Source organism: Candidatus Avedoeria danica (assembly GCA_016703025.1).
In the GTDB taxonomy this organism is placed as follows: domain Bacteria; phylum Chloroflexota; class Anaerolineae; order Epilineales; family Epilineaceae; genus Avedoeria; species Avedoeria danica.
The window spans coordinates 2,791,474-2,807,408 of sequence record JADJCV010000004.1 but is presented as its reverse complement, the minus strand read 5'-3'; the positions used below and the strand labels follow the sequence as shown (position 1 = coordinate 2,807,408).

Annotated in this window: 8 protein-coding genes, 1 tRNA gene and 1 pseudogene; 5 read left to right on the top strand and 5 right to left on the bottom strand. The window is 72.1% G+C overall.

Annotated features, from left to right (window positions below; translation table 11 throughout):
- Window positions 1-134: 134 nt before the first annotated feature.
- Window positions 135-1,475, bottom strand: coding sequence for a 1-acyl-sn-glycerol-3-phosphate acyltransferase (locus IPG72_14050; protein MBK6770105.1), 1,341 nt, complete (start codon window positions 1,473-1,475; stop codon window positions 135-137).
- A gap of 40 nt (window positions 1,476-1,515) precedes the next feature.
- Window positions 1,516-3,024 (bottom strand): leucyl aminopeptidase, encoded by a 1,509-nt coding sequence (locus IPG72_14045; protein ID MBK6770104.1) that lies wholly within the window; start codon window positions 3,022-3,024, stop codon window positions 1,516-1,518.
- A gap of 183 nt (window positions 3,025-3,207) precedes the next feature.
- On the opposite strand from IPG72_14045, the gene IPG72_14040 reads away from it, so the two are divergent.
- From IPG72_14040 to galE, 3 genes are all read left to right on the top strand, one after another.
- Entirely contained in the window at window positions 3,208-4,527 is a 1,320-nt protein-coding gene (locus IPG72_14040) for an HlyC/CorC family transporter (GenBank protein MBK6770103.1), read from the top strand.
- On the top strand, window positions 4,524-5,816 hold the full coding sequence (locus tag IPG72_14035) for an HlyC/CorC family transporter (protein MBK6770102.1): 1,293 nt from the start codon (window positions 4,524-4,526) through the stop codon (window positions 5,814-5,816). The genes IPG72_14040 and IPG72_14035 overlap by 4 nt, the downstream gene beginning before the upstream one ends.
- A 323-nt stretch (window positions 5,817-6,139) precedes the next feature.
- The gene (gene galE, locus IPG72_14030) at window positions 6,140-7,123 is read left to right on the top strand and encodes a UDP-glucose 4-epimerase GalE (GenBank protein MBK6770101.1); all 984 of its coding nucleotides are present in this window, start codon (window positions 6,140-6,142) and stop codon (window positions 7,121-7,123) included.
- A 1,608-nt stretch (window positions 7,124-8,731) separates the two neighbouring features.
- Here galE and IPG72_14025 read toward each other — a convergent pair.
- Complete coding sequence (locus IPG72_14025) at window positions 8,732-9,832, bottom strand: hypothetical protein (protein ID MBK6770100.1); 1,101 nt, start codon at window positions 9,830-9,832, stop codon at window positions 8,732-8,734.
- A gap of 248 nt (window positions 9,833-10,080) precedes the next feature.
- Between IPG72_14025 and IPG72_14020 the strand changes: the two genes are divergently transcribed.
- Both IPG72_14020 and IPG72_14015 read left to right on the top strand, forming a co-directional pair.
- On the top strand, window positions 10,081-10,614 hold the full coding sequence (locus IPG72_14020; protein MBK6770099.1) for a peroxidase-related enzyme: 534 nt from the start codon (window positions 10,081-10,083) through the stop codon (window positions 10,612-10,614).
- A gap of 82 nt (window positions 10,615-10,696) precedes the next feature.
- Window positions 10,697-10,772, top strand: a tRNA-Trp gene (locus IPG72_14015).
- A 118-nt stretch (window positions 10,773-10,890) separates the two neighbouring features.
- Here IPG72_14015 and IPG72_14010 read toward each other — a convergent pair.
- Window positions 10,891-11,790: pseudogene (locus IPG72_14010) on the bottom strand (EamA family transporter).
- 21 nt (window positions 11,791-11,811) lie between these two features.
- A complete protein-coding gene (locus IPG72_14005; protein ID MBK6770098.1) occupies window positions 11,812-15,855 on the bottom strand; it encodes a hypothetical protein in 4,044 nt (1,347 codons plus the stop codon).
- Between the last annotated feature and the right edge of the window lie 80 nt (window positions 15,856-15,935).

Below are 15,935 nucleotides of genomic sequence, written 5' to 3'. Positions count from 1 at the left end.
CCCGACCCCGAGTCGACGGCCGCGCGGGCATCGCCGCCGCTTTGGCTCGCCGGCCCAAACTAGTACTCTGTCACTGCAGAGTCTGCGGACAACTACCTCTGTCGGATATCCGAAGCGTGTCCAGTGACAGAGTACTAGCGACTCAGCCGCGCCTCGAACGCCCGCAGCGTCTCCAGGATCTCCTGCCCCTCGTCCGCCAGCGCCCGCTGCAGCTCGGGCTGCCGCACGAACCGCAGGTACGTCCCGGCGCGCCGGGCCATCGCCTGCAGGCGATCGAGCCACAGGAGCGCCGCGATCCCGCAGAGCGGCGTCAGGACGGTGGCGGCGAGCGCCGGCGGCCACGACCAGCGCAGCCAGTAGAAGAGCGTCGTGACGACGTACCACAGCGGGAACACGACCAGCGCGCTGAAGACGGCGCTCGTCGCCACCTGATCGTTCTTGCGCGCCAGCAGGCGGGCTGCGAGCCAGACGAGGGCGGCCGGCAGCGCATGTGTGACGATTCCCCACAGCGCGAACGGCAGCCCGGCCAGCCCGACGACGGCCTCGCGCACGACGAACCGCGCCGCCAGCGGCCGATCGAGCGGCAGATAGACCTCCGCCGGCGTGATCCCCATGCGCCGCAGCTGACGGCGATAGTCGGCGACGCGGTCGACGAGCGGATCGAGCTCATGCGCGGCGGCCGCCGACAGGAGGCGGTAGCCGCGGCGCAGCCGCTCGACGAGCTGTGCGCGATCGCCAAGGCGCGGTCCGGCGGCGCCGAGTGGTGCCGGCTTGCGGCCGCGCGTCTCGGCGATCTCGGCGGCGTAGGCCAGCATGAGCGCCTCCCGTCGATCGGCGAACGTCACCGCGGCGCCGTCGACAGCCGCCTGGAGGTCGGCCGTCAGCGCCTGCGCCGGCGCGTCCGGACGCGCCGCCCGCCAGGCGCCGACGTCGATCGGCGGGCCGAAGCGGACGAGCGCGCGCGAGCGGAAGCCGTCCTTGTCCTCGAACCACATCCCGACGGGCACGATCCGCAGCCCCCCGGCATTGCCGTCGGCCACGTGGTCATAGGCCAGGCGGGCGACGCCGCGCTTGAACGGGCGGAGGCCGGGGTCGTTGTGGCTCTGGCCTTCCGGGAAGATGATGACCGCCCGGCCGGCCTTCAGCCGCTCACCCAGCGTCGCCAGCGCCGCGAGGTTGGCCCGCGGGTCGGCGCCCTGGCCCGCATCCTGGGTGCGATGGAGCGCGACGACGTTGCCGGCGCGCATGAGCCAGCCGACGAGCGGGTGTTGGGCCAGCGTGCTCTTGGCCGTCAGCCAGACCGGCCGCTCGACGGCCAGCGCGATGAACATCGGGTCGAGCAGGCCGTTCGCGTGGTTCGGCGCGAAGATCACCGGCCCCGTCGCCGGGACGCTCGCCAGTCCTTCGACCTCGATCGAGCGGTAGAAGACCTTGAGCGCGAGTCGAAAGTAGGCGCGGAGGATGCGATAGATCATGGCCCGACCAGCCGGGTCAGGATGATCGCCGCCGCGCGCGCTATGCGACCGCCCACCCGCGCACGAACTCAACCAGCAACCGCACCCCGTACCCCGTGGCCCCCGCCGGCCCGAGATCCCAACCCTTCTTCTGCTCCATCATCCCGGCGATGTCGAGGTGCGCCCAGGGATAGCTTGTGAACTCCTGAAGGAACACGGCCGACGTCGCGACACCGCCCTGCCGCCCGCCCGAGTTCTTCATGTCCGCGCGCTCCGTTTCGATCGCCTCGTGGTATTCGGGCCACAGCGGCAGCCGCCAGAGGCGCTCGCGGCTGGCGTCCCCGGCGGCCAACAGCCGACCGGCCAGCGCATCGTCGTTGCTGAACAGCCCGGCGGCGATGTTCTGGCCGAGCGCAACGACGCACGCGCCGGTCAGCGTCGCCAGGTCGACGACGGCGGCCGGTTGGAAGCGGGCGGCGTAGACGAGCGCGTCGGCCAGGATCATCCGGCCCTCGGCGTCCGTGCTGATGATCTCGATCGTCTTGCCGTTGGAGGCCGTGATCACGTCGGCCGGGCGGTAGGCGTTGGCGTCGGGCATGTTCTCCGTGCACGGCGTGATGCCGATCACGCGCAGCGGCAGCTTCAGCCGCCCGATCGCCTGCATCGCGCCGAGCACCGCCGCCGCGCCGGCCATGTCGCCGCGCATCGCCTCCATGCCCTCGGATGGCTTGATCGAGATCCCGCCGGTGTCGAACGTCACGCCCTTGCCGACGAGGACGAGCGTCGGCACGTCCGTGCGGGCCGCGTTGTGGCTGAGCACGATGAACGCCGGCGCATGTCCGGCGCCTTGCGCAACGGCCAGGAACGCGCCCATGCCGTGCCCCGCCGCCCACGCCCGGTCGCCGACCTCGACGTCGAGTCCGACGTCGGCGGCGACGCGGCGTGCGGTGTCGGCCATGTGGCCGGGCGTGCAAATGTTCGGCGGTCCGTTCGCCAGATCGCGTGCCAGCGCCACGCCGTCGGCGACGGCCGCGCCGGTGGCCGCACCGGCTTCGACGGACGGCAGCTGCGCACCGTCAAGCGTGATGACTTCGATCGTCTTGACCGCCTTCTCGTCCTTCTTCTGCTTGGGCGCGTCGTAGCGATAGAGCGCCGCCAGCATCCCCTCGACCGTCGCCTGCGCCGCGCGCTCGGCATCGAGGCCGCCGATCCCGGCGCCGTGGACGATCGTCGCCAGCGAGGCGGCGCCGAGGTCGCGCGCGGCGCGGGCCGCTGCGGCGGCGGTGCGGCGGGCGGCGTGTACGTCGAAGCCGTCGGCCGGACCGAGGCCGGCGACGAGGACGCGGCGGGCCGGGATCGCGCCGCGAGGGTAGAGCACCTTCACCTCGCCGGCGGCGCCGGTGAGGTCGCCGGTCCGGATGAGGTCGCGGATCGCCCCGCCGAGTGCCGCGTCGACGGCGCCCGTTGCCCCGCCGGGCTCGGCGACGCCGGCGAACAGGTTCACGACTACGGCGTCGGCGGCGGCATCCTGGATGGCGCCTTGGCGGACGGAAACGGGAGGGAGGGGCATCGGGTGCTCCGAAGGGAATCGGCCAGTGAGGCACGGCCAGTGCGGGCGGGAGGGCGAATGGGGGCCGATCTTGCCTCTGCCGCTCGCCGACGGCAAACTCTGGCCCATGCACGCCGTTGAGCCTGCCGGCCCACGTACGCCGCCTGCCCGCGCTGATCGTGCGCGGCGCTTCGGGGCGGGCGCGTGAGCGTTGCCATCGCGCTCGTCGTGGTCGTCGTCCTCACCGCTTTCACGGCACTTTACGTGGCCGCCGAGTTCGCCACCGTCGGCGTCCGCCAGAGCCGCGTCGCACAGCTGGCCGATGAGGGTCACCCGGTGGCGCGCCGGCTGCTGCCGATCATCTCCGACAGCCACCGACTCGATCGCTACATCGCCGCCAGCCAGATCGGCATCACGCTATCGGGCCTGATCCTGGGCGCGTACGGCCAATCGCGGTTGGGCGACGGGCTGGGCGCGCTGCTGGAGAGGACCGGGTGGACGGCCGCGGCAGCGGCATCGACGGGCACGGTGGTGACGCTGCTGGCGCTGACGGCGTTCAACGTCGTGTTCGGCGAGCTCGTGCCCAAGTCGTTGGCATTGCAGTTCCCGACGCAGGTGTCGCTTTGGCTGTACTGGCCGATGACGGCATCGCTGGCCGTCTTCCGGTGGTTCATCGGGTTGTTGAACGGCAGCGGGCTCATCATCCTGCGCCTGCTCGGCGTGCAGTCCGCCGACGGCCACCGGCACATCCACTCGCCGGACGAGATCTCGATGCTCATCGCCGAGAGCAAGGACGGTGGCCTGCTCGACGCCGAGGAGGAGCACCGCCTGAGCCAAGCGCTGCAGCTGGGCCGCCGGACGGCCAAGCAGCTGATGGTCCCACGCCGCTTCATCCATGCGATCGAGGCTTCAAGCGACGGCGCGGCGATCCTGGCATGGGCGATCGACAGCCCGTTCACGCGTGCGCCGGTGTACCGCGGCCAGATCGACGAGTGCATCGGCTTCATCCAGACGAAGGATGTCGCGGCGCGCTTTGTTGGACAAGGCAACGCCGACGGCTGGCAGGACCTCATCAAGCCGATCACGATCGTTCCGTCCACGCTCACCGCTGACCGCATCGTGGCCGAGCTCCGGGCGCGTCGGGCGCGCCTGGCGATCGTGCTGGACGAGTACGGTGGCGTCGACGGGCTCGTCACGCTGGAGGACATCCTCTCCGAGCTCGTGGGCGGCGTCGCCGACGAGTTCAAGGCGGATGAGGCGCGCCCCGAGCCGCTGCCCGATGGCCGGGTTCGCCTGCCCGGCACGCTGCGGCTCGACGAGGCTGCCGAGTGGTTGGGCGTCGAGTGGGCCGACGACAAGGCCGACACCGTGGGCGGCCGCGTCCTCGTCGCGCTCGGCACGGTGCCGGACGGGGGCGAACGGCTGACGATCGACGGTGTCGAGGTCGAGGTCGAGCGGATGGACGGGCCGGCGATTCGGTCCCTCATCGTCCGGCCGTGGCCAGGTGCTGAGGGTTCCGCATGAGCTTCGGCCCGATCGCGATCGTCGCGCTGCTGTTGCTGCTGAACGCGCTGTTCGTGGCCGCCGAGTTCGCGATCATCGGCGCACCGCGCGCCGCGATCGAGCGCCGCGCGGCGCAGGGGCACAGGGTGGCCCGGCTGGTCGAGGGCATCCTGCGCGATCCCGTGCGCCAGGACCGGTACATCGCCACGGCGCAGCTCGGCATCACGGTTGCGAGCCTCGGCCTGGGGATGTACGGCGAACACCAGCTCGCCGAGCGGCTGGAGCCCGTGTTCCATGATCTGACGTGGCTGCCGGCATCGATCACGGCCCATGCCGTGGCCGTGGTGGTGGCGGTGGCGATCCTGACCTACCTGCACATCGTCATCGGCGAGATGGTCCCCAAGAGCCTGGCGCTGATCCAAGCGGAGCAGACGGTGCTGTGGGTCACCCGGCCGATGCTGCTGATCCAAACCGTCTGCCTGCCGCTCGTCATCGGGCTGAACCGGCTGGGCAACGGCGTGCTGTACTTGCTCGGCATCCGCCGGGAGCGATCGACGGGCCACTTCTATTCGCCGGGCGACCTGCAGTACCTCGTGGAGGAGAGCGAGGCCGGCGGCCTGCTGCGGGCCGAGGCCGGCCAGATGCTGCGCGACCTCTTCAGCTTCGGCGAGCGCATGGCCGAGGAGATCATGGTTCCGCGCGTCCGCGTTGACGGCCTTCCGCTCGGCGCTTCGCCCGATGCCCTGCGGCGCTTCCTGGCCGACGACACGCATACGCGCTACCCCGTGTACGAACGCGACCTCGACCACATCGTCGGCATTGTGCACATCAAGGACGTGCTCCGGCTGGTGCGCGACGACCGCGCGCTGACCCGCACCGCCGTGCGGCCGACGGTCTTCCTCAGCGCCCAAAGCGAACTCGATGAGGTCCTCGCCGCCATGCGCGCGGCCCGCACACAGCTCGTCGTCGTCATGGACGAGCACGGCGGCACGGATGGCATCGTGACGATCGAGGACCTGTGCGAGGAGGCCGTCGGCGAGGTGTCCGAGGGCGCTGACGAGCCGCTGGACGTCGTGCGGTCCGATGACGGCAGCCTGGACGTGGCGGGCACCTTGCGCCTCGACGAGGTCGGCGAGGCCCTGGAGCGCAGCCTCGATGACGACGAGGTCGACACGGTCAGCGGCTTGGTCCTGGCCCGCCTCAACCGGCCGCCGGTCGTCGGCGATGTCGTCGAATGGCGCGGGTTGCGGATCGTCGTGACGGCCGTGGCGGGGCATGGGGTGGCGCGGGCCCGGGTCGTCACTGCCTAGTACTCGGTCACTGCAGGGTCTGCGAATGACCACCTCTGTCGGATATCCGAAGCGTGTCCAGTGACAGAAGTACCAGCGATCATTCCGACGGACCGACGGTGGGCCGCGCGCCCTCATCGACCGTTCGTCCGCCGTTCACGCGGCCCTCATCCGACAACCCTATCCTGGGGTCACGGCAGACGGATAACACCTGAGCCGAACAAAACCTGGGGACTGTCGCGACTGGGGCGGAGCGACGGACCCCGGGTTTTTCTTTGCGGCACGGCAGCGCCGTGCGATGATCGGCCATCGTCGTCGATCCGACCGACCCAGGAGCCCGCCCCATGAAGGTTCTCGTCACCGGCGGCGCCGGCTACATCGGCAGCGTCACGACGGCCGAGCTCATCGCGGCCGGCCACGACGTCGTCGTGTTCGACAACCTCTACCAGGGCCACCGCGCGGCCGTCCACCCGGCAGCCGCCTTCGTCGAGGGCGATCTGGCGGACCGGGCGGCCGTCGGCGCGCTGTTCGACGCGCACCCGGGCATCGACGGCATCCTCCATTTCGCCAGCTACACGCTGGTGGGCGAGAGCATGCAGCAGCCGCTCAAGTACCTGCGCGACAACGTCGTCCTCGCGGCCAACGTGCTCGAGGCGGCTGTGGCGCGCGGCGTCGGGCGGTTCATCCTCTCTTCGACCGCCAACCTGTTCGACCGGCCCGAGCGGATCCCGATCGCCGAGACCGAGGCGATCGTGCCCGGCTCGCCGTACGGCGAGAGCAAGCACACCATCGAGCGGATGCTGCACTGGCTGAACATCACGCACGGCCTGCGCTACGCCTGCCTGCGCTACTTCAACGCGGCCGGCTGCACGCCCGAGCGCGGCGAGGACCACGACCCCGAGACCCACCTGATCCCGCTCGTCCTGCAGGTGGCCCTCGGCCAGCGCCCGTCCATCGCCGTCTTCGGTGACGACTACCCGACGCCCGACGGCACGTGCGTCCGCGACTACATCCACGTCGTCGACCTGGCCCAGGCGCACATCCTGGCTCTCGAAGCCCTCGCCGATCACCCCGTCCTGACCTACAACCTCGGCAACGGCCAAGGCTTCAGCGTCCTCGAGGTGATCGAGACCGCCCGCCGCGTCACCGGCCACGCCATCCCGCACACCGTCGCCCCGCGGCGGCCCGGCGACCCGGCGACGCTCATCGCGTCATCTGAGGCGCTGCGGCGGGACCTTGGGTGGGCGCCGCGGTTTGCGGGGCTCGAGGCGATCGTGGGGTCGGCGTGGGAGTGGCATCGGGGGCATCCGGGGGGTATGGGGGGCTAGCAGGGCTTCGGGCGCTGTCGACGCGCATCGTGTACGCCCCCCAGAACATGTCGATGTAAAGGCCGACAATGTCCGCCGGCGCGGCATGCAGGTCAACCAAAATGTCGTAAAGCGCGACGTTGTCCCCATCGTCGAAGTGGCTCAGGAGGAGCCACGCCCGACCGGCGGGCTCGCCCGGCGCGCCGCCGAGTCGGGCGATCTCCGCGGCCAGCGTGTCGCGGATGCGCCGCATCTCGGCCGGTCGATCCAGGGCGAAGCCCGGCAGGACGACGTCACCTCTTCGATCGCCGTGCCAGTAGAACCGCACGGCGGGTGCCGCCCCGTCGTAGATCCACAGTCGATCACCGGGCTGCCACGCCTCTTGTACATGCCGTAGCACGCGCCGCATGTCCTCGCGGGGCACGTGGATGCTCGGGTTGACATCCGTCCACGGGGCGTGCGGCCAGAAGAATACAAAGGCGGCGCCCGTGACGCCGACGAGGGCGACGCGCACCGGCCCGCCGAGCTCGCGCCGCATCCGATTCGCCCCATCGCCGAGGCCCTCGAGGCCGGCGGCGACGAGCGCCAGGTACGGCACCAGATTGAACACCCCATACCGATACCCCAACGGATACCACCCCACCAAGCTCGTCCCATACGTCATCGCCAACGTCCCCCCGACATAGCCGCCCACGAGCAGCCGCCCGCCGCCGCCGCGTCGCCACAGCCGCACCGCCCCGAGGAGCGCGAGGACGCCGAGCGCGTTCGCGATCACGACCGCCGGCCCGCCTGCGAACGGGAACGGGAAGTAGACGACGATCTCACGCCACCCGACGTCGCCGATGTACGCCAGCTCCTTGGCGAGGTGCGTCCCCCACAGCCGCGGCTGGACGTGCGGCACCGCCATCCGCGCGCCGAGGCCGAGCGCGAAGAGCGCGGCCACGACGGCGGCCATCGTGGCCGCGTACGCGGCCACGCGGCCGCGGTCGGCGCGATGCGTCGGATCGCGCCACGACCGCCAGGCCAGGTGGCTGCCGAGGGCGAGCAGCGGGAAGACCATGCCGTAGTGCGTCGCGAGGGCCGTGGCCGAGAGCGCGCCGTAGGCCAGCCAGTCGCGCCGCCGTGCGCCGGCGTTCAGGCGGTCCTGCAGGAGCAGCAGCAGCGGCGTCGCCGCGATCATCGCCGCGTACTGGTTCACCTCCTGGCTGTGGTAGATCGCCAGCGGCGAGAGCGCCAGGAGCAGTGCCGCGAGCAGTCCGACACGTCGTCCGAACCAGCGCGCCGCCCAAACTGCGGTCAGCGCGACCGCGGCGACGCCGAGCGCGACGGACGGCAGGCGCAGCCAGGCCTCGGCCCAGCCGGGCTGAGCGGCGACGTCGACCGCGTCGCCGATCCACGGCCAGCCGAAGAGCCGCCCGACGGCGATCCAACCACGGAGCGCCAGGGCGAAGAGCGGGGGGTCGTGGTCGATGGGGCGGCCGAAGAGGAGCGCGCGCCACGGACCGGTGGCGCGCTCGACCTCAAGGAGCTCGTCGAACCAGAGGGAGGGGCGGCCGAGGGCGTACAGGCGGACGGCGAGGGCGACAGCGCAGACGGCGGCGACGGACCTTCGCGATGGTTGTGCGGGCGTCACTCCGCCCGAACCGACGCGACCACCGCGTCAAACACCCCGCCCGCGCCGCAGTCCTCGCCGTAACAGCTCGCGACGACGAAGGCGACGCCGAGGTCGATCACCGCCAGGTCGTGGTGATACCACAGGCCCGAAAGGCCCGAGGCCGTGCGGAACGGCGCCACCGGCGAGTCGATGCCACCCTCTTCGACCTCGATACCACGAGTGGCTTCCGCGATTGCCGCAGCCAGCGTCGCCGGCGCCGGGTCGGCGACGAGCTCGAGGACGTCGATCTTCGTCTGCCCCGCCCCGAGCCCGCCGTGCCCGGCCGTGTCCATCGCGAACGACGTCAGGATCACGCCGCCGCCGCTCTCCGTGGCGGTCCAGCCGGCCGGTGCATCGACGGCGAAGCCATCGCCGCTCACGGGGCCGCCGGCAGCCGCGGAGACATCGCGGCCATCGCCGCTCCCGCTGCCCGCCGCGTCGCCCGTCGCGCCGCCGAACCCCGACGGCGCCAGCACCATCCCGTGCCAATACACGGTTCCGTCCGCCCGCTCCGCCAGCACGAGCACCGCCTCGCCGCGCCCGTCGGCGCCCCAGCCGCGGCTGAACAGCAATGCGTTGACGATCAGCGCCGGGTCGAACATCGCCTCGAGCGGCGGGTCGATCGCCGGGAACGCGGTGCGGTCGTCCGTGGCGTCGACGGCGTGGTCGGCCGGCGGCAGGTGCTGCGTCTCGAGCGCGGTGCGTGCGGCGGCCGGGTCGAGCGTCATCCCCTCGGAACGGTACAAGCCGAGGACGAACGCATCGCCCATCATCGCCTGCAGGGCATCGTAGTCGCGCGCCGCGAGGGCCGATTGGAGGGCAGCCACGCTGGCGGCCGCATCTCCGCCGGCTGCCGGGGCGTCCGCCGTCGGCATCGCCGGCATCGCCGGCATGGTCGGCGCGATCGCGTCGGCGGCGAAGGTCGCCGGCGGCGGCAGCTCGACGACGCTTGTCGGCGTGGCGGTGCAGGCGGTCATCGCCATCGCCATCGCCGTCGTCAGTGCGAGCGTGAGGGTGGGGCGCGAGGCGGTCGCAATGGTCGTGACGCGGCCGGACGAACTGCGGGGAGCTGACATCGCAAGATCCTTCTCATGGCTGTTCGGAGGGAGCAAGGGCACCGATGTCGACAGAGTGCCGGGTCAGTATACGACGGGCCGGCCGCGCCCGTGACCCGACGTTCGCCGGTTGCGCGATCGCGCGGCGACATCACCCCAGCGCCGATGAGGTGTTCCCGCCGTTCCGCGCGGCCGCCCGTATCGACCCGACGCCGCCGCCCGTTCTGCCCATCGGCCTTCCCAACCGCGCGCGAACGAGGAAACCTGCAATGGCCTACATCCCCGTCCCCGACGGCCTGCCCGGCATCTCGGGCCTCCTGGCCGCCCACCCCGAAACCGGCGGCCCGCTCAGCGCGTTCGTCCAGGCGCTGCTGCGCGGTCCGAGCTCTCTCAGCCCGGGCGAGCGCGAGCTGATCGCCAGCTTCGTCTCGTCGCGGCAGAACTGCTTCTTCTGAATGGCGTCACACGGCTCCGCCGCCAAGCACCTGCTCGGCGCGGACAGCGGGATCGTCGATCTCGTGAACAACGATTGGGAAACCGCGCCGCTCACGCCCCGCCTGCGCGCGCTCCTCGCGATCGCCGACAAGGTCCGCAGCGACCCGACGACCGTCGCGCCGGCCGACATCGACGCCGCGCGGGCCGAGGGGGCGGACGACAAGGCGATCCACGACACCGTCCTCGTCGCCGCCGCGTTCAGCATGTTCACCCGTTACGTCGACGGCCTCGGCACGTGGACGCCGCGCGAGCTGTCGGCGTTCGATGAGGGCGGGCGGCGGCTGGCGGAGTTCGGGTATGTGCGCTGAGGGCGATCGGGCTTCGGCGCGAGTTCGTTTGACGGGCGCGCGGTGATACAATTCATGACCCTGTCGGTCCAGCCCGACATGTAGGCGGGTAGCTCAATTGGCAGAGCGCTGGTCTCCAACACCGGAGGTTGCAGGTTCGATTCCTGTCCCGCCTGCCACGCCGCCGAGGTCCGCAAGGGCCTCGGCGGTGCTCGTTAATGGCATCGACACTGGTATCGGCTCCGCGGCGACGACGACATCGACATCCGCTGCCCCGTTCGCCTTGCGCGCCCGGTAGCGCTCCCGAAAAACACCCGCCACCCCCAGGATCACGAGCGCCGCGCCGAGCACCGTCCACCACGTGATCGGCTCACCGAGCAGCCACCACCCCAGCAGCGCCGCCCCGACCGGGTTCACGTAGGCGTACGTGAACACGAGCCGCGCCGGCAGGAGCTGCAGCGCCAGGACGAACGAGAAGAACGCCAGGCCGCCGACGACCACGAGGTACGCCCAGCCGGCCAGCGCGGTCGGCGTCGGGTGGGGCAGCGGCTCGCGTGCCGCCAGCGAGAGCACGACGAACATCAGGCCGCCGAAGACCTGCTGCCAGCCCGCGCTGACGAGCGACGACACGGACACCGAACGCCGGCTCTGGAGCAGGGCGCCGCTGCCCCACAGCAGCGGGGCGAACAGGAGCGCGACTACGGCCACGAGGTCGGCGCCGTGAGACGACAGCAGCTTCGGCACCGTCAGCACCGCCACGCCGGCGAAGCCGACGAGCAACGCCGTGGCGAGGGCGAACGACGGCCGCCGCCGGTCGAGCACGCCCTCCATCACCGCGCCCCAGATCGGCATCGCGCCGACGAGCAAGGCGGCGTAGCTGGAGTCCGCGTACTGCTCCGACCACGTGACCATCCCGTTGCCGCCGATCCACAACAGGAGCCCCGTCGCCGCCAGGATCGCGACGTCGCGCCGCGTCAGCCGCAAAGAGTGGCGGCGGACCTTGGCGATGACCAGGAGCATGAGCCCGGCGCAGACGAGACGCGAGCCGGCCATCGACCACGGCGGGAAGCCGCTGCCCGGCTCGACGGCCACCTTGATCGCCAAATAGGTCGTGCTCCAGACGACGTACAACACGAGCAGATGGAAGATGCCGAGCCACGGCAACCCGCGACCCTGCCCTCGCACCGACGTCGTCATGAAGCTCTCCTGCGTCGGCCGTCACGGGCGCGCTGGTGAGGAATCCCGACGTTCGAGCGTCGGCCGCCTCGCAAGTTGAGGCGAAGATGATACGCCCCGCCGCGCGCGGGGGCGACGATCGTCGATGAGCAGACGATCCGGTCGATCGGCTTGGCCGCCGGCCTCGTCAACCACGAGTTGCGTGTCCGCGACGACGTCGGGTCGGGACTGCGGCTCGTCTGCCCACGGGGGCCTCGGCCGAAGAACGGACGATCGAAGGGCTGCCGCCGGGTTGCCGGCGACCGCCCGTGTCCCGCCGAGCGACGCCTTCGCCAGCAACGCCGGCAAGTAGATCACCCCTCCCCGCTCCGCCGGCGGCTCGTCCGGCGCCTCGAACCCGCTCGACTGGTCGATGATGTTGTGCCCGCCGGCCGTCCGCAGCGCCACGCGCACGGCCGTCACGTCGTCGAGCGTCCACCCGCCGCGCACCGGCACCTCGTCGGCGGTGAAGGCCCAGCGGCCGTTCGCGTCGGCGGTGCGCGGCACCGACAGGCGGCGACCGTCCGCCAGGCGCAGCGTGAGGCGGAGGTCCCGGCCGGCGGGCGCGAGGCCCGAAACCGCGCCGCCCGGACTCCAGTCGAAGCTGAGCGCGTCGATCGGCACGATCGCGCTGTCACCACCGCCCACGGCAGTCAGCGTGTCGCCAGCGGCGATCGCGACCGGCTCGCCGGCGGCATCGCGGAGCATCAGGTCGAAGCGGCCGGACGGGTCGGCGGCACCGATGGCGGTGCCTTTCACGGTGCCGTCCGCGCCCTTCAGCGTGAGCGTGACCGCCGCCTGGCTGTTCGTCGTCCCGGCGGCGCGCGGTGTCGCCAGATAGGCCTCGACCTGACTTCGCCAGAACTGCTTGAAGACGCGATGGCCGCCGGCGGTGCGGAGCGCGATCTCGAAGCCCTGGCCGGCCTCGATCGGCAGCGGGATCTCGGAGTCGACCCGGCCGTCGGGCGAGGCGCCGAAGCGGAGGCGAAAGCCGACGCGGATGCTGGAGCCGTTCACGTCCAGGTTGCCGCCGCAGCGCAGCGCCGGGAACTGGATCTCGGGCGCGACGCCGCGCGGGACGGTGCCTGTCAGCCGGCGCGTCGTCCAGTCCATTGCGACGTCGAGTCCGGGCAGCGCGACCTGGACGGCCGTGCCGCTCAGATCGGCAGAGACGGTCTCGCTCGTCGCGGATGTGACCGCGGCGCCCGCGCCGTCGCGCAGTACGGCGTGGAACGCGCCGTCCCACCATGCGCCCTCCGTCGTGCCGTTGCCCTTCACCCGCCCCGCGACGTCGCGCAGCTCGGCGCGGACGGCGCCGGACGGCGCGGACCAGCCGCAGACGTTCGCGCCGCCGTGCTCAGCGCTGAGGAGCGGCACGATGCGGGTGCGAAGTGCGATGTGCCCCTCGGGTGTCCGGTACTGCGCGTTCACCGCAAGCCCGGGCCTTACGCGCAGCGCCGGAACGAAGTCGGCCTGCCACGTGCCGGACGGGACGATCTCGGGCCACGCCTGTCCGAACCCGAGCGCGGAGTCGCCGACCTGGTCGTTCGCCAGGACGGCCAGCGAGCCGCCGGGCGTCGCACGGCCCCCGACGGTGTTCGCGGCCTCGTCCGCATCCACCGTCAGCTCGGGCAGCGTCATCGTCAGCGCCGTGCCGGACGGTTCGATCGCGGTGACGGTCACGACGTCGCCTTGCCGCAGCGAGAGCGGGCGTCCCGCGGCGCCGCTCAGCATCTCGAAGTAGAACCCGAGCGGACCGGTCTGTGACTCGACGCCGGCCAAGACGGCGCCGCCACGCTTGACCTCGATGCGGACGCGGGCGTCGGGCGCGATCTGACCCTGGACGGTGTTCCGGTCGAGGTCGACCTGGATGCCCGGGCTGCCGACGTAGCGCGAGACGCGGTGGCCGCTTACATCGGCTTCGAGCTGGACGAAGTCGTTGTAGAGGAGGTCGACGCCGGGCGCGAAGCGGTGGCTGAACGTCCCGTCGGCACCGGCCGTCGTCGTCGCCTCGGCGGCCGGCGCGTCGTCGCGCTGGACGCGGATGCGGACGGTGGCGCCGGCGCGCGTGCGGCCGCTGATCACGTCGTCGGCCACGAACACCGCGCCGTCCAGCGCCGGAACGACGAACGAGACGGTCTGATCACCCGCCGTCACCTGCAGGACGTCGCCAGCTTCGATCGGTACCGATGCGCCGGTCAGGTCGAGGAAGTCGAGGTAGAAGCTGTCTTGCTCGGCGCCGATGATGATCACCTCGGCCCCGCCGAACGCGAGCCGGTCGAAGACGCGGCCGTGCGCCGTGGCCACGACCTTGCCGTCGGCGTCGCGCAGCACGGCGTCGATCGCCCGGCCGCGCGGGCCGTTGCCGGTGACGAAGTTGCCGCCGAGCTCAACGTTGAGCCGCACGACCGACCACGTGGTGTAGAACGCGAATGCGCCGTCCGCCAGCCAGACCTCGCCGCCCATGGGCGCCGCCACGTCGAGCGAGCCGGCGAATGAGGCCGTCCAGCGACCCGACCCGTCGGCCGTTGCGGTCACGCTCCGGCCCGCCGCGACGACGCGCAGCCGCGCGCCGGGCGGCGCCGTCCCGCCGACGCTGTCCGTATCGGCATCCGCCAGCGCGGTGAGCGTCGGAACGTTGGCCACCACCGGGTCCCCGTCGATGGAGGTGATCTCGATGCGGTCGCCGGCACGAACCTCGACCTCGTCGCCGCCACCGGGCACGAAGTCGGCCAGGTTCACCGTCCAACTCCCGGTTGCGCCGGCAAGCCCCGGCTCCATCCGCCGCTGCGCCCCGTTCGGACCGCGCAGCGTAACGGTGATGGGCGTCCCCGGTTCGGCCAAGCCGCGCACGGACGTCAGCCCGACGCCGACGCGTGCCTGCGGCACGACGGCAACGGCGCCGGCCGAAGTGCTGGGCGACGGCTCGACGCTGGCCTTGGCCAACCAGCCCGGCCCGAGGTCCACCGTTCCGCGGAAGTCCGCCGCGAACGCCCCGTCGGCGCCGGTGCGGGCGACGCGAACGGACTGCACGCCATCGAGCGACGTGGCTTCGACGCGCACGTTCGTGTCGGCCGGCGCCGTGCCGCGGACGAGGTCGGCCGAAGTGTCGATCGACACCGCGATTCCGGGCAGGACAAGGGCGAGGGTCGCCACTTCACCGCCGTCGGTTCCGCTCACCTTCAGCTCGATGCGGTCGCCGACGCGCAGCGGCCGGGCGTCGGGCGGGGGCGAGGCGAAGCGGCCGAAGCCCGCCGCGCCGAGGCTGAAAGCGCCGTCGCCGATGACGGCGCGCTCGGGCAGCGTCGTCGTTGAACCGTCCGTGTGGGCGATGGTGCCGCGCACGCGGTGGCCAGGGGTCGCCAGCCCCCGGACCTCGTACGCGCCAAGCGTGGCGTCCAAGCGGGTGTCGTTGAAGCGCGCGAAGAACCGATCGTGGTCGACCGTCTCGATCCAGGCGCGGCCGCGCGTCCGTCCGGCCGGCAGATCGACACCCTCGGCGCGGAGGTCGGCGCTCCAGGTGCCGTCCGGGCCGGCCACGGCTTGGGTCGGTACGTCGCGCCACAGCACGGCGCCGTCCGGACCGGTCAGTTCGAGCTGCGCCAGGATCGACACGTTCGCGCCCGCCGGCGCCGTGCCCGACAGGCGATCGGCGACCGCGTCGACCGTGGCCGAGAGCGCCGGCACGATGATCTCGAGCGGGCGACGGCCGCTCTGGGCGATCCGCACGGTGTCGCCCGGCTGAACGGCCGCCGGACCGCCCTGACCGCCCTCGACGTTGAAGAGGTCGAGCACCGCCCGCCCGTCGGCGTCCCCGCTGCCGACGCCGATCAGCCGGCTGCCGTTCGGGCGTCGGATCTCGGCCTCGACGAACTGGCCGGGCAGGGCCGGCACCGAGACCCAGGCCGCCCAGAGGTCCGCCTCGAGCCTCAGCGGCGGTGTGGTCTGTGCGGCGGTGGGCGGGCGGGGTCCGGCGAGGAGCACGAGCGCGCCGAGCGCGGCGGCGAGCGCGCCGGCGCGCGGCGTGCGGCGGAAGAAGTGCTGCATGTAGGTCCTCCGGGTGGAATGCGTTGGCAAGCTTCGCGGGCGGAACGCCGACAGCTGGTATACCCGACCGCCTTTGCGGC

Coding starts and splice junctions, on each gene's coding strand:
- galE (MBK6770101.1), top strand. CDS start 6,140: ATGAAGGTTCTCGTCACCGGCGGCGCCGGCTACATCGGCAGCGTCACG.
- IPG72_14045 (MBK6770104.1), bottom strand. CDS start 3,024: ATGCCCCTCCCTCCCGTTTCCGTCCGCCAAGGCGCCATCCAGGATGCC.
- IPG72_14005 (MBK6770098.1), bottom strand. CDS start 15,855: ATGCAGCACTTCTTCCGCCGCACGCCGCGCGCCGGCGCGCTCGCCGCC.
- IPG72_14035 (MBK6770102.1), top strand. CDS start 4,524: ATGAGCTTCGGCCCGATCGCGATCGTCGCGCTGCTGTTGCTGCTGAAC.
- IPG72_14025 (MBK6770100.1), bottom strand. CDS start 9,832: ATGTCAGCTCCCCGCAGTTCGTCCGGCCGCGTCACGACCATTGCGACC.
- IPG72_14050 (MBK6770105.1), bottom strand. CDS start 1,475: ATGATCTATCGCATCCTCCGCGCCTACTTTCGACTCGCGCTCAAGGTC.